The 15,430-nt window shown below is 45.4% G+C and carries 10 protein-coding genes; 8 read left to right on the plus strand and 2 right to left on the minus strand.

Going from position 1 to position 15,430, the window contains the following annotated elements; all coding sequences use genetic code 11:
* The first annotated feature begins 17 nt into the window (after positions 1-17).
* The 8 genes from QT990_RS14410 to QT990_RS14445 all read left to right on the plus strand — a co-directional run bounded on the left by QT990_RS14410 (position 18) and on the right by QT990_RS14445 (position 11,449).
* A complete protein-coding gene (locus QT990_RS14410; RefSeq protein ID WP_333411783.1) occupies positions 18-4,109 on the plus strand; it encodes a tetratricopeptide repeat protein in 4,092 nt (1,363 codons plus the stop codon).
* Positions 4,102-6,003, plus strand: coding sequence for a tetratricopeptide repeat protein (locus tag QT990_RS14415; RefSeq protein ID WP_333411784.1), 1,902 nt, complete (start codon positions 4,102-4,104; stop codon positions 6,001-6,003). Before QT990_RS14410 ends, QT990_RS14415 begins: the two co-directional genes overlap by 8 nt.
* Before the next feature lie 42 nt (positions 6,004-6,045).
* Positions 6,046-6,687 carry a Uma2 family endonuclease gene (locus QT990_RS14420; RefSeq protein WP_333306257.1) on the plus strand — a complete coding sequence of 214 codons (642 nt, stop codon included), beginning with the start codon at positions 6,046-6,048 and terminating at the stop codon, positions 6,685-6,687.
* Positions 6,688-7,028: 341 nt separating this feature from the next.
* Positions 7,029-7,763 carry a glutathione peroxidase gene (locus QT990_RS14425; RefSeq protein WP_333144305.1) on the plus strand — a complete coding sequence of 245 codons (735 nt, stop codon included), beginning with the start codon at positions 7,029-7,031 and terminating at the stop codon, positions 7,761-7,763.
* A gap of 200 nt (positions 7,764-7,963) precedes the next feature.
* Entirely contained in the window at positions 7,964-8,935 is a 972-nt protein-coding gene (locus QT990_RS14430) for a sodium-dependent bicarbonate transport family permease (protein ID WP_333144304.1), read from the plus strand.
* Between the two features lies 1 nt (position 8,936).
* Positions 8,937-9,248 carry a P-II family nitrogen regulator gene (locus tag QT990_RS14435; protein WP_223300725.1) on the plus strand — a complete coding sequence of 104 codons (312 nt, stop codon included), beginning with the start codon at positions 8,937-8,939 and terminating at the stop codon, positions 9,246-9,248.
* A 645-nt stretch (positions 9,249-9,893) separates the two neighbouring features.
* Positions 9,894-10,925, plus strand: coding sequence for a type I glyceraldehyde-3-phosphate dehydrogenase (gap, locus tag QT990_RS14440; RefSeq protein WP_333465378.1), 1,032 nt, complete (start codon positions 9,894-9,896; stop codon positions 10,923-10,925).
* A gap of 158 nt (positions 10,926-11,083) precedes the next feature.
* The gene (locus QT990_RS14445; RefSeq protein WP_333144302.1) at positions 11,084-11,449 is read left to right on the plus strand and encodes a DUF1823 family protein; all 366 of its coding nucleotides are present in this window, start codon (positions 11,084-11,086) and stop codon (positions 11,447-11,449) included.
* A gap of 393 nt (positions 11,450-11,842) precedes the next feature.
* Here the strand turns inward: QT990_RS14445 and QT990_RS14450 are convergent, their stop codons facing one another.
* Positions 11,843-12,565, minus strand: a complete 723-nt coding sequence (locus QT990_RS14450) for a glycosyltransferase family 25 protein (protein WP_333144301.1) — start codon at positions 12,563-12,565, stop codon at positions 11,843-11,845.
* 162 nt (positions 12,566-12,727) lie between these two features.
* Complete coding sequence (locus QT990_RS14455; RefSeq protein WP_333465370.1) at positions 12,728-15,031, minus strand: protein phosphatase 2C domain-containing protein; 2,304 nt, start codon at positions 15,029-15,031, stop codon at positions 12,728-12,730.
* Positions 15,032-15,430: the final 399 nt, after the last annotated feature.

A 15,430-nucleotide genomic window follows, 5' to 3' on the forward strand; every position in this document is an offset into this window, starting at 1 on the left:
CTGGAGCAAGTTTAATTATGCCCTCGATTGAGAAGATGGAAAAGGCAGCGGTTGATTTGAGTCGGCAAGCAGAAGTTTATTTAGCCGAAGGAAAGTTGAATGAGGCAGTTGCTGCTTGCGAGTCAGCGTTGAAAATTGAACCGAATTTGGCAGCAGCGTGTCAGACGCTGGGAAAGGTGATGCAGGTTCGAGGTGAAATCGAGCAAGCTAAGCAGTGGTATGAAAGGGCGATCGATCGCAATCCAAATTTGCCGGAAGTTTATGCTAATCTCGGCATTTTGTATTCTCAAGAAAAACAGTGGGAAAAGGCGATCGCCACTTGTGAAAAAGCGATTTCTTTAGTACCGAATTTTGCTGCTGTTTACCGCCAGTTGGCGAGAATTTGGACGCAGTTAGAGAAGCGAGAAGAGGCGGCAGACTGTTGGTATCAAGCTTTTAATATTGAGCCGAATTGGGCAACGGCTGAGGAGTACGTGACTCTGGGAAATAGTTTGGTGGAATTGGGAAAGTGCGATCGCGCTATGGAGTGTTATTCGCGCGCAATTAAGTTAAACCCGCAACTGGCAACAGCTTATCACAATTTGGGGGAAATGCTGGTTGGCCAGAAGCGGTGGGATGAGGCGATCGCCAATTACCGACAAGCCATTGCCATCAATCCAAATTCGTTTGAATCTTACCACAGTTTGGGTAAAACTTGGGCGGAGCGAGGAGAATTAGATCGGGCGATCGCCTGTTACCGCAAAAGCCTCGAACTCAATCCCAACTACGCTCGTGCTTACGTGGGTTTAGGTAATGTTTTCGCGCAAAAACGCGACTTTGATGCAGCCATTAAATGTTACCGTCAGGCTCTGGAAATTAATGATAATTCCTACTGGACATACAATTGCTTAGGAGACGCTTTGGCTCAAAAACAACTGTGGCCCGAAGCTATTAGTTGCTACCGCAAAGCTATTGAAATAAATCCAAATATCCCTTGGTTTTATGTCAATTTGGGAATTGCCTTCACCTGCGAACAATCCTGGGATGAAGCTGTTAGCGCTTACCTGCACGCGGTTCAGATTGAGCCGAATTTGACGGGGATCAATCAGAGGTTGGGATATGTTTTGCGGAAGCGAAGCGAATCGGACTTAGACAGCACAATCCAAACTTATTGTCAAGGTATCGAGGTACTTGCAAGCGGGAAAATTTACCACAAATTGCTGGGAATTGAGTTAGATGGAGCAGAGTTTTATATAAATTTAGGCAATAGTTTAGCGAAACAGAAGCAGCTTGAAGGTGCGATCGTATTTTATAGCATGGCACTGCAAATTGAACCCAATGCTGCGGAAGTTGTCGCCCAACTCAATGATGTTCGGGCGAAACAACAGGAGTTATACGCACAAATTGCCACTTACCGTCGCCAAATAGAAATCGCTCCGAGCAATGCTCAGCCTTACAACGATTTAGGAAATATTTTACCGCAATTAGGGGAATTAGAAGAAGCAATTATTTGCCACCAAAAAGCGGCAGAATTGAGGAGTTGGCCTGAGTGTGCGGCGAAAAATTATCAATTTACCCAAGATTGGTTTACCCACAATATTCCTATTTGGAAATTGCATTTGCAGGAATTTACCGGAATTGCGGATTTTCAAGTGGTGGAAATCGGCAGTTTTCAGGGAATGTCGGCTTGCTGGCTGCTGGATAATATTTTAACTCATCCCACGACAAAGATTACTTGTATTGATTTGTATTTTCAACAACAGTTTAAGGGCAATATTGTTAAAACGGGAGCAGCAGATCGGGTAATTGAATTAGAAGGTTACTCTCAAGATTTGTTAGTGAATTTGAATTCGGAATATTACGATGTTGCTTACATTGACGGCTGTCACAAACCCACAAGTGCTCTGCAAGATGCGATTTTATCTTGGAGGTTGGTGAAAGTTGGGGGATTGATGATTTTTGACGATTACGAGTTTACCTTTCCCGACAGCCCGGAGCAAGATACTAAAATTGGGATAGATGTTTTTTTGGAGATGTTTGGAAGTCAGTTAGAAGTAGTACACAAAGGCTATCAACTGATTGTTAAAAAACTCGGCAATCAAAGTTTGGGCGCCGAGCAAACTCTGTTGTCTCTGGGTTGGGAAAAGTTGGGGGATATTGCGGCGAATTCCGGTTATTTGGATGAGGCGATCGCCCGCTATCAAACAGCTATTAAAATTAAGTCGGGCAACTACTTAACTTACCACAATTTGGGTAAAGCTCTGCAAGAGAAAGAACTGTTTGACGAAGCTCGGGCAGCTTACCAACGGGCGATCGCACTCAACCCTAATTTTAGTTGGTCTTACCACTTTTTGGGGGAAACTTTGCAGGCGATGGAGGAACACGAGGAAGCCACTGTTGCTTACCGCAAAGCTATTGAGTTAAATCCCGATTTTTGTTGGACTTACAACAATTTAGGCGATGTGCTGATGGAGCTTTCTGAGTGGGAGGAAGCTGCTGTTGCTTACCGCAAGTTAGTTGAACTGAATCCCGATTTTTGTTGGTCTTACGACAGATTAGGTAAGGCTTTGATTGCATTGGAAAACTGGGAAGAAGCGGCGGCGGCTTACCGCAAAGCTATTGAATTAAATCCCGATGATTGTTGGTTGTACAATAGTTTGGGAGAAGTTCTGGAATTACAAGAAAATTGGCCCGAAGCAGCAGCGGCTTTTGGTGGTGCTATTGAGCTAGAATCCGATCATAGTTGGCTGTACAAAAAGTTAGGCGATGCACTGCGGAAGCAAGGGGAATTGGAAAGGGCGATCGCCATTTATGAAAAAGGTATCAATCTCGATCCAAAATCCTGCTGGTGTTACGAAGGATTGGGTTTGAGTTTAATGGCTAAACAGCAGTGGGAACCTGCAATCACTAATTTAGTTCAAGCCCTGCAAATTAAACCCGATTTGTTTGAAGTTTACGATAACATAGGTTATGCTCTGGAACAACAAGGAGAAGTCAATGAGAGCGATCGGGGAGAATACAGCAATCTAATCTTACCCTTAAGTATTCTCAAAAAATACTGTGGGTTTACAGAAGATTTGACCGTTGCAGCAGAATCCAATCCGCACCTCACCTGCATTGACATCCATCCTGCGAGTCAAATCAATTTATCTGATTCCAAAACAATCGACAGCAGCCGCAGATTTTGGGAACATCAAAGTCATTCCAGAAAAGCTTTTGTTGCCGTATTGCCAAACGGACGAGCTTGGGCAGATGTTGTGACTACCGCCGTCATTACTTCAGACAATAAACTTGTTACTGATATTTCAATGGGCTGTTCTGAATTGGTAATCACTTCCGACAAATTGCCTCCCGCTGAACACGTCGATGGAAATGTGGCTTTTTTATCGGCTCGCTGGGGTGGAGCCGCTTATTTTCATTGGATGTTTGATGTGATGACGCGATTTGACCTTTTGCAGCGGAGCGGATTGATAGAAACTATAGATAAGTTTGTTGTCAATGCCTCGGATTCTTCCTACCAAGCCGAAACTTTAGAGACTTTAGGAATTCCTCAAGATAAACTTTTAGAAAGTCGCTGCAATTTACACATTACAGCCGATAAATTAATAGTTCCGTCAATATTTTATGACGGAGCGGGAGCGGTTTCTAAATGGAAGTGTGAATATCTTAAACAGACATTTTTAAATGAAAAACCGCCACTAAACACAGACTATTCAGAGCGAATTTATATCACCCGCCAACAAGCATCCTATCGGCGAATCGTCAATGATGAAGAGGTAATTAAATACTTAGAAAAATTGGGGTTTCGCAGTGTTAAGTTGGAAACTATGTCGGTAGCGGAACAAGCATCGTGTTTAGCTGCTGCTAAAGTAGTTGTCGCACCTCACGGAGGGGGGTTGACTAATCTAGTTTTTTGCAGTCCGGGAACCAAGGTAATTGAGATTTTTTCTCCCCTTTACGTGCCGCATTGTTATTGGATGATTAGCAATTTGTGCGCTTTGGAACATTACTATTTACTTTGCGATTTGGTGGATGACCAAACTCAGAAATATCCGGGACATAAAGATATACGGGTGGATTTGAACTCGCTGGAAAAATTAATGAATCTTGCAGGAGTTTTGCATGGATAATGACTACCACAATCTGGGTAATTCTCTGCAAGAAAGCGGTCGGTTTAATGAGGCTGTTGCTGTTTACAAGCAAGCTATTGAATTAAATCCTAATTTTTCGTGGTCTTATCACAGTTTGGGCGATGTTTTGCTGAAACTTGAAAAATGGGAGGAAGCTGTCGCTGCTTACAAAAACGCTGTTGAGTTAAATCCCGATTTTTCTTGGTCTTATCACAATCTGGGCGATGCTTTGCTGAAACTTCGGCGATGGGAAGAAGCTGCTGCTGCTTACCGCTGCGAGATTGCACTCAACTCGGATTTTGCTTGGTCTTTTTGCAATTTAGGCGACGCTTTAACTCAACTCAAACAGTGGGATGAAGCTATCGCCGCGTATTTAAAAGCTATTGAAATTGACGGAGATTTGCCGGGAATTTACGAGAAGTTGGGATACGCTCTCGGACAAACAGAGTCGGATTTAAACTTAGTGTTAGAACAATCTCAATTGCAAATTACACCGGAAAATTGGGAGTTTTATTTGCACTTAGGAGAGAATTTAGCCAAGTACGATCGCCCAAAAAGCGCAATTATTTTTTACCAAGCTCTCTTGACAGCTATGCCTAATTATGGTAATGTTTCAGCGAAATTAGAGGAGTTGTTGCAGCAGCAAGAAAAGTGCAATAGCGCATTAGCCTCATCTCGCGCAACAGTCGCCCAAAAACCCGATGATTGCTGGTCTTATTACAATTTAGGTGCTGTTCTGAGCCACCAAAAATATTGGGAGGAAGCGGCGGCGGCATTTTTTCAAGCAATAGAAATAAATCCCGATCTTCCTTGGTGGTTTTATTACAATTTGTGGGAAGTTTTTGTTAGGCAAAACAAGCTAGATGAAGTTGAGAACTTGTGCCGCGAAGTTGTTGCAGCTAAACCGGAGGCTTTTTGGCCTTATCTGAATTTGGGGGAAGCTTTGACGAGGCAAGGTAAAATTGCTGAGGCGATTGATTTTTATCGAACTGTCAGTTACAAACAAAGTTTGGCATCTCTTATCAGTAAGAGAACAGGCAAGATGCCTGTTCCACAAGCAGATACAGGCAAGATGCCTGTTCCACAAGCAGATACAGGCATCTTGCCTGTTCCACAAGCAGATACAGGCATCTTGCCTGTTCCACAAAATTGGAACTTAAAAGCCGTTAAAGTTCCTAACTTTATAATTATTGGTTCTCAGCGGTGCGGCACGACTTCTCTGTATACTTATTTAGCTCAACACCCGCGAATTTTGACTCCGATTAAAAAGGAGATGGATTTTTTCTCGTGGCACTTTGACAGAGGGATTGATTGGTATTTGGCTCATTTTCCCCCAATGCCTTCGGGAGAGGAATTTGTAACTGGCGAAGCAAGTCCAAGCTATTTTGACTGTCGGGAAGCACCGGAACGACTCTACAGCCTGTTTCCAGAGGCTAAACTGATTGTACTTTTGCGAAATCCGGTCGATCGGGCGATTTCTCAATTTTACCGCTTGACTGACTTAAATTGGGAAGCGCGATCGCTCGATCGAGTAATTAGCGATGAAGTTGAACGGTTGAATCAAAATCCAGAATACATCATCGGCGAGGAACCGGGGAATTATTTAGCTCGCGGTAGGTACATAGAATTTATCAAAAACTGGCGGACTTTCTTTCCCCAAGAACAGTTGTTAATTTTGAAAAGCGAAGATTTTTATGCAGGTGCGGCCACAACTGTCAAGCAAGTTTTAGAATTCTTAGATTTGCCGGAATATCAATTGTCTGAATACCAAAATGCTAATCCCGGTTCTTACCAGCCGGTCAATGAATCGGTTCGCGATTGGTTGAGCGATTATTTCCGACCTTACAATCAGGAATTAGAGGAATATTTGGGGAGGGAGTTTGATTGGGAATAAAGTTGAGCTAAGATTAGAACAACTTGTAAGGAGGTAATACCGATGCTGACGATCGAGCTAGATACGCTACTTAAGGAACAAGCACTCCAACGCCAAGATCCTGAAGATCGCTACATTACCGATAGCGCCAACTGGGAACAATACGAGACACTGCTGAATCGGATTGGAGATACAGCGGGATATCGAGTTACTTATTTAGATGGAGTTTTGGAAATTATGTCGCCTTCTCGCCGCCATGAAAGTAGAAAAACTCGCATTGGAGATCTGCTGCTTATTTATTTTGTAGAAGCTGACATCGAATATTTCCCTTTTGGGTCTACAACTCTGCGACAAGAGGAAAAACGTGGCGGTACGGAACCGGATGAAGCTTACTGTATTGGCACAGATAAAGAATTTCCCGATTTGGTAATTGAAGTGATTGTTACCAGTGGCAGCATCAATAAACTAGAACTGTATAGAAGGTTGAATGTGCGAGAGGTTTGGTTCTGGCGAAATGACCGATTTTCTATCTACCATTTGCGAGAAGAAATTCCGGTTGAATTCGTGTCCAACTGCGGTTATGAATTAATCACACAAAGCGAATTGCTGCCAGGAATTGATATCGATATGTTGACAGAATGTGTAAAAAATCCTCACCCGTTAGCAGCAGCAAAGGAATGGAGACAGAATTGCCGACCTACTTAACCCTCTTTTGTCAGTTTCGGCAGAAAATAATCTGGGATGGTTACATCATAAGGCTTTTACCAAAAACCTTGATTTGGGCCATTCTGTTAGAAAATAAATGCTCAAATCCTTGATCTATCTACAGTTGAAAATTTGGTTCTCATTTTTAATTTTCCAGAGTGACAAAAGAGGGTTAAACAGCAAGTTTTAAATCTGCTATCTGTCGCAAAGACAATGAACTGAGCTCGCGCGCGCGCCCAAGTCCGAGAAAAAAACTCGCCTCCCCTTGACAACTCATACTCGTTATGAGTACGCTATAATAAGCAAAGGAATTGAACCCAAGTACCCAAGAATTTAAAATCATGCTGACGAACCAAGAAGGTCAAAGAGTACCCAAAGTCACCTTTCGCACTCGCAAAGACAACGAGTGGGTCGATGTCACCACCGATGATATATTTGCAGGCAAAACCGTAGTGGTCTTCTCGCTGCCAGGAGCTTTTACTCCCACTTGTTCGTCAACGCACCTCCCCGGTTACAACGAATTGGCCAAAGTTTTCAAAGAAAACGGCGTAGATGAAATCGTTTGTATTTCCGTCAACGACACCTTTGTGATGAATGAGTGGGCCAAAGACCAAGAATCAGACAATGTGACGTTAATTCCCGACGGTAACGGCGAATTTACCGAAGGCATGGGAATGCTGGTAGACAAAACAGATTTAGGCTTTGGCAAGCGGTCTTGGCGTTATTCGATGCTGGTAAAAGATGGCTTGGTTGACAAAATGTTTATTGAGCCTGATGAACCGGGCGATCCTTTCAAAGTGTCCGATGCCGAGACGATGCTCAACTACATTAACTCCGCAGCAGCCAAGCCGAAGGTAGTTTCGCTGTTTACAAAAATGGGCTGTCCCTTCTGCGCTAAGGCTAAGGCACTGCTGAGTAAACATGGCTTTGATTATGAAGAAATCGTCTTGGGCCGGGAGATCACAACCAAATCGCTCCGGGCTATGACTGGGGCTACAACTGTGCCGCAAGTATTTATCGACGGCAAGTTGATCGGTGGTTCCGAAGCCCTAGAGTCTTATTTGGGTGTTGCTTAGTTAAACACAAATACTTAGCTTGCAGGTGCCCAGTGTACACCTTCGTTGTAGGGTGCGTACTGTGCGCCTTTGCCGTATTTGGCGGTATTTAGCCTGATCGAGCTTTCGCGTCACAAGTTCGATCGGTCTATTTATCCATTCTCGTGCCACAATTACTGGGGAAGTAATATTAAAAACGCAAGAAAGGGGAGTGAACGATCGTGGATTTGAGTTTAGTCGCGTCAAATATCTTAAATCCGCCCATATTAGCTTTTTTCATGGGAATGCTGGCAATTTTTCTCAAATCTGATTTAGAAATTCCAGCGCCCATCCCCAAACTGTTTTCGCTCTACCTGCTGTTTGCGATCGGATTTAAAGGCGGCGTCGAACTATCCAAAAGCGGAATTGACCAGCAAGTTGCCCTGACAATTTTGGCAGCGATGCTGATGTCAATGCTCGTACCCGTTTATACTTTTTTCATATTGAGGATCAAACTCGACTCCTACAATGCCGCCGCGATCGCAGCCACCTACGGTTCCATCAGCGCCGTCACATTTATCACCGCAACCTCCTTCCTCACAGCACAGGGGATCGACTTTGACGGTTACATGGTAGCCGCGCTAGCATTAATGGAATCCCCAGCAATTATAGTTGGTCTGATTCTAGTCAGTGTATTTGGGGGGGAAGAAGGAAAACGCGAAATAGTTTGGTCAGAAGTGTTGCAAGAAGCATTCCTAAACAGTTCAGTTTTTCTGCTGATTGGCAGCCTAATTATGGGCATAATGACAGGAGAACATGGTTGGGAAGTTATGAGTCCGTTTACTCAAGACTTGTTTTACGGAGTTCTGACTTTTTTCTTGCTAGACATGGGGCTGGTTGCTGCTAGCAGAATTAAAGATTTGCAAGAAGCAGGAATTTTTCTGATCGGCTTTGCAATCCTAATTCCCATAGTCAACGCAGTAATTGCTTTGGTAATAGCCAAATTAATCGGAATGCCGCAGGGAGACACTTTGCTGTTTGCCGTATTGTGCGCGAGTGCTTCTTATATAGCAGTACCAGCAGCCATGCGCCTAACTGTTCCCGAAGCGAATCCAAGTCTTTACATTTCAACTGCCTTAGCAGTGACATTTCCATTTAATATCATTGTAGGCATTCCCCTGTATCTATACGGAATCAATATGTTTTGGAGGTGAGATGATGGAGTCAGTCAAAAGAGTAGAAATCATAGCCCACTCAGTGGAGCTCGGCAAGATTTTAGACGGTTTAGACAAAGCGGGCGTACCCGGTTATTCGGTGATTCGTGATGTGGCTGGAAAAAGCACTAGGGATCACGTTTCCCGTGATTCATCAATGACGGCGCTGGATAACATTTATGTGCTTGCTTTTTGTTCACCAGCTCAAGTTTCAGCAGTTGCAGAAAACATTAGACCCGTGCTCAATAAATTTGGTGGGTCGTGTTTTATTTCAGATGCGGTGGAATTGCTAATTACTAGGTGCGTCGGGTAGTCATTAGTCATTAGTAATTAGTAATTAGTAATTAGTCATTAGTCATTAGTCATTAGTGATTGGTGATTATACCAATTCGGAAAATTTGAGCTACACATATAGCAATCCTCGCATCATTTGTGAATTTCTTACTCCCTCCCCGCGAGTTCGGGGAGGGTTGGGGTGGGGTAAAAAATTTACGACTCCTGCAAGGATTGCTATAGATTGTACGCCATATGTGTATGGACACGGCAGTGCTGTGTCCTTGCGCGTATCTGCGACTTTCATCCTAGGCTTTGGTTCCCACAATCGCCACTGGTGAGAATGCCAATCCGTTTCGCCTTTTGGATAAGTTTTTTATTATTACTTTAGCCTGATTTAAAAAAGGCAATTTGGAAAATATTTTCTGTCTATTATAGCACTTTTACAAGTTGACAAAAATCAGCCATTAGCCATTAGTCAGCGGTCTTTTCAGGATTAATTGCCCTTCCCAGCCGCGGCAGAATTCAGAATTCTTAAGAGATAGAAAAGAATCAGTTGCAAAAATCCGTAAGCGTGGTAAATTCTAAGCCACAACAGGCGATCCTCTTCGTTGGCGTAGCCCCCGTAGGGGCGGGCGTCGCTAACGCCCGATCGACTAACGATATTTTCAATAGGAGTTTAAACATGGCTGCATTAAAAGTTGGCATCAACGGATTTGGTCGCATCGGACGGCTAGTCATGCGCGCCGGCATCAAAAACCCCAACATCCAATTTGTCGGCATTAACGACTTAGTTTCGCCAGAAAACCTGGCTTATCTTTTCAAATACGACTCCACCCACGGCATTTACGACGGCGAAGTTGAAAGCAAACCAGACGGGATTGTCGTTGACGGACTATTTATCCCCTGCACATCGATTAGAAATCCGGCAGAATTGCCCTGGGGTAAAACGAGCGCCGATTATGTTGTAGAATCTACCGGATTGTTTACAGATTTTGAAGGCGCCTCAAAACACTTGACGGCAGGAGCAAAACGAGTAATACTTTCAGCACCGACAAAAGACCCGGAAAAAGTGGCAACTTTTCTAGTAGGCGTCAACCACCACAAATTTGACCCGACAAAAGATACGGTTGTTTCTAATGCTAGCTGTACGACGAATTGTTTAGCACCAATTGCCAAAGTAATCAACGATAACTTCGGCTTGGAAGAAGGTTTAATGACGACAGTTCACGCAATGACAGCTACTCAACCAACTGTAGACGGGCCCAGCCAAAAAGATTGGCGGGGAGGACGCGGTGCGGCTCAAAATATTATTCCATCTTCGACCGGTGCAGCAAAAGCTGTTACTTTGGTGTTGCCAGAATTGAAAGGAAAATTGACGGGAATGGCTTTGCGGGTGCCAACTCCCGACGTGTCTGTAGTTGACCTTACTTTCAAAACGGCGAAGGAAACTAGCTATAAAGAAATTTGCGAGGCAATGAAAAAAGCTTCGGAGGGCGAACTCAAGGGCATTCTTGGATATACTGAGGATGCGGTGGTTTCGACAGATTTTCAGGGCGACGCGCGATCGAGCATTTTCGATGCAGGTGCGGGAATTGAACTGAATTCTAAGTTTTTCAAAGTTGTTTCCTGGTACGACAACGAGTGGGGTTATTCTAGCCGCGTGATTGACTTAATGCTGTCGATGGCCGAGAAAGACGGAATTTTGAATAATTAATTTTTTTGGGGGTGGCATTTTGGGCGGGCTCGCGTGCCCAACCCCTACTCCCCACAAACAAATTCCTAGGATATTTTGTGGAACGGGCATCTTGCCCGTTTCTGATAATGTTACCTAATGTAAGTTAAACTTTTTTTGTTTCCGATTCGATCGCGCTTATGTCTGAATTACCACCGCTGAATAACGAAACTATTTGGGCTATTCTCAACGAAGAAATCGACGATGCTGCCGTCAACCGATTAGTTTGGCTGTATCTGGGCTACCGCTGGGATGCCGAGACTGGCAAGTGGAACAGTGCAGGTGTTGCAGCCGAGTGGCGGCAAGAGTACCCGGAACCGCCGGATTTTATCGATTCTAGGCCGGCGACGGTGAAATTGACTCGATCGACCCCCCCAGAAAACAAGCAGTTGCTGAAGGAAAAATTGGGCTTTAAAGGCTATAAAATTGGGGAATTCGGGCCGAGACAGACTCGCAGGGCGACGATGGCTAATTGGTTGATGGGTTTTATCGAATCTGGGGCGTAAAAGGAATTTTGGATGGCTGCGCGGTTGTGGCCACCGTTAAAGTACAGAGATAGGAGATTTTTTGGCAGGAAAACCCCTAAATCCCTATAAAGGATTGAAACTTTGATTAAACTCTTCCTCTCTTTCTCTGTGTCCTCTGCGTCCTCTGCGGTTAATTAACAAAAATTAAGCCTGTTGAAAGTCAAAACACACTAAAACCAGCCAATTCCAACATCCTCACCCCTCCCCCTGACACCGGACTGCGGCAGACTTTATGTGTATAGTTTGAGGTCAAAAGGTATCAACCGCCTCCTTCATAAAGGGAATAATAAACCCGGATTTGGTATTAATTATTTTCCGGGCGATTGTGCTAACAGATTTGATATAAGCGAAGGATTTTAAACTCGAATTCAATTAACTAGACCGCCAACGCTTCAGCCTTATTTTGCTGGTTCTTGCTGCACCTGCCAATTGCCTCAACCCAGGTACACGGTCCCACCAATTAGGAGTGATGTCACTAGGGGAACTCCTTTGCCACCCCAGGTTTGGAGAAGCAATCAAGGTGACAACATCGGGATTTTGAGATCGGAAAGTAGAATAAGCTCCGTCGAGGTGCATCGGGCCGCCGTCGGGATGTCCCGGAGGTCGGTGTTGCACTTCTTCCAGAAACCGCAGGAGGCGATCGAAAATCCTGCCATTGACAGCGTAAAAATGAGTGGTCATTACCCCCCCAGAAAAGGGTACGAGGGCGACAGGAGACTTTTGTTCAACCTCTTCGACGTGTCCGAAGTAGACGAAATCCCAATCTTGCTGACACAGTTGTTGGAGGATAACAGCTTGGTCTGTTCTGAACTTTGCTGAAATTTCTAGGTCGTCTTCTACAATCAAAATATTGCTCAACCCCTTGTCTTTTGCCTGCTTGAGGATACCTACATGACTGGAAAAGCATCCCCTCGCCCCAATGCTGGGGAAACCTCCTGCTTCGTCGGGGCGGATTGCGGGAAATATCTCAACCTTATTGGGCGTGAGGGGCATTCCTGCTTTCTCTAATTCCTTGACTATGAGTTGCCGTCGGTCTTTCCTTTCAGGGAGATTTACCGCATAAACTCCCTGGAAATAGTCTGTAATTTTCGTCATAGTTTTATCTCGAATCAAGAAGTTGAGGAATCTTCGGCTTGAGCGGTCTCAAATTTTATTTTAGGTCTGTGTCTGCCTTAAACTATTCTATTTTTAGCAAGCTGCATCTTCCATTTTCCTAAACTTACTCAAATTACCTCGGCAGGATGTACTATTAACAGTTTAATTAGCATTGGGATTTGAGTCAGAAGCAACGCATTTCCCCTGTTGAGTTGGGTTTAAGGCTAGGTTAGACACTACTTTAGAAACAGCAGCTTGTTCTTGAATCCATCCGATTTCCCCCGGTTGCAGCTTGGCGCTTTCTACTTCAACTGTTGGCTTAACTACCGGGGAAGGCGAGGGAGTGGGACTTGCCACAGCGGGAGATGGATTCAGTGTCGGTTTTGAAACTGTAGAAAAATCTTTATTTGACTCGGGTTTGGGAGAGTTCGATCGCACTATTTCAGGAATCGAACAAACTTTCAATTCCAGCCAATTGCCTTGAGGCGTAAGCTGTTTGTTTGTCACCTGCAAAACGCTGCCGGCTGGGACTGTTCCTTTGACAGTCAACTCACCGATTGCGCCTCGCAAATCCAAGCGATCGCCCTCTTTTCCCAATTCCCCAGCCCCAGAACTTTTAATCTCTATAAACGAGCCTGTTTCTAAAGATTGGACAGGAGAAGCTACAGATTCAACTGTTTTCTCCGGCGTCCTTCCAGCCTTAATTAAACCGCCTTTCCCGAAAATCGACTCCCCGGCAGTATCGATCGCGCGACCCACCGGAGGGATGAAAAAATAAGCAAATACACCCCCCAACCCTAATAAAAATAAAATTTTCAGCAGCAGCCAAAATAAACTTTTGCTTTTTTCCGGCGGTAACAACAGCGTTTTTCCTTGAGAATTCCCCTCGCCCAGGCTTGTGCTTTCGGTCAAATCCGTTGGCATATCCTCGCTATCGGAAATTAGTTCGATCGGCGTATCTAAAGGTGCGACAGACAGTTCTGTAAAAGTATTGCCGTCTTCCCTCAAATGTGCTTGACAGTGAATTAAAGCAACAGTGACGTTATCGTGACCGTTTCTAGTATTAGCAATCTCAATCAGTCGATCGCGCGCCTTAGCCAAACTAATGCTACCGTCGAGAATTGGCAAAATCTCCGCTTCCCAACATTCCTCAACCCGGTCTTTATCACTCAAACCGTCGGAACACAGCAGCAAAACGCAGTCTTCATCCACTGGAAAACGCTGCACAGTCGGGTGCAAAGTGTTGGACGAAGTAATCCCCAAAGCTTGAATCAGAGCTCCGGCGGCCACTTGTTCCAAAGCATCCCGGTAGAGAGAGTAGCCCAAACGCACCTCGCGGCAGGCCACATTATCATCGAGAGTAACTTGATAGCAGCCGGTGCGGGTAATCCAGTAAGCCCGACTGTCTCCGACGTGGGCGACGTAGAGTTCGTGAATGTGGGCTAAACCCATAACTAGCGTAGTTCCCATCCGCTGGCGGCCTTGGCGGTGTTCGCTGTCGTTGCGACTGGCTATCTTGTCGTTAGCAGCACAAGCCGCCCGTTCCAGCTTGGAAGTCAGGCTCAACGGGTCCCAATTAGCCTGATGCAGGGGCATTTGCTGCAACTTGTCGCGCAGCACACCAATTGCTTCTTCCGAAGCGACTTCGCCGCCGTCTTGTCCGCCGATACCGTCGCACACGATCGCGCAAGCTTCCGCCCCCGGATTTCCTGCCAACAGCGTACCGCTGGGGGGATAGCAAGCATCTTCGTTGTGAGCGCGGGATCTGCCTACATCCGTGCCCGTGGCAATTTCAACGTGACGATCGTAAAATCGGCCGCACTTTGCCAAAGCTTTATCCAACTGGCCCATTAGTTGTTCGCCGTGGCGCACTTGACCGGCAACCATTTGCTGGCAAAGTTGCCTCAAAAAATTGGCAATAGCCGGGTGAGCATCTTCGAGCCACTGCTGCCACAATTTGCCCAACTGCGACAAATGAGGCTGTTTGCGATCGGGCTGCAATTCCAGAAACCGCACCAATTGCCCTTCCACCCGTAGCAGTTCGGGAGTCAGCAGCGTCGAAGCGACGCCCTGAGCGATACACGGCTGCCACAACTGGGCTATTTGCCACAGCCAATTGAGTTGGCGCATCGCTGCGGCTCCTTTCCAGGAATCCGCCAATTCCGGCATTAAAGATTCCGTCACCTTCAAAATAGGCACGTTTTCCAGCAGCCAGATATCTCCCGATAGCTTGCTCATCTTGGACGATACCAGACCGTATACTTGAGGTACGTGCAACTGATAGGCAAACAGTCTCAGATAAGGAGTGACAACACTCGGAATCTCATCGGGCAGTTCCGGCAAGTGTTCGGGTTGAGTATCGACAAGAAGTCGATCGCGCTTGACCAAGTAGCGACCAGCGATCAGATCGCCTGGCTTACACCCTTTGATCCCTTCACCTAAAGCCCATAAGTAGTGTTTTGCCACAGAGTTTTGCATAAGGGTTCCTGACGCCTTGGGGCAAGCGTGCTGATCTGAACTATTTTAGCGATTGAACCTCGACGGGTTGATACGTGGCGATTATTTGACACCCCCGCTTTCTCAACAGACGGAGATTCTTAAGACTTCGCAGTCCTAATCTCCTGATTTTTCAGGTTTCCGGGCTCACCACGTTTCCACTGTTGTGTGCGTAGTGATATCTGACTTTCCCCAGTCTAGGGGTAGGTTTTAATGTCTTGTACTGACACGAACAGTTTACCATTTTGTTGACGGTCGGATGAATCTTGCTATGAGCTTTCACGGTTAGACGATCGCGCCACACCCCAGTCATTGGCTTGAAATCACCAAAAAACTGGGTGGAGCGAAGCGGAGGGCTGAAGCCCCGTC

Source organism: Microcoleus sp. T3_B1 (genome assembly GCF_036700445.1).
Classification (GTDB): Bacteria; Cyanobacteriota; Cyanobacteriia; order Cyanobacteriales; family Microcoleaceae; genus Microcoleus.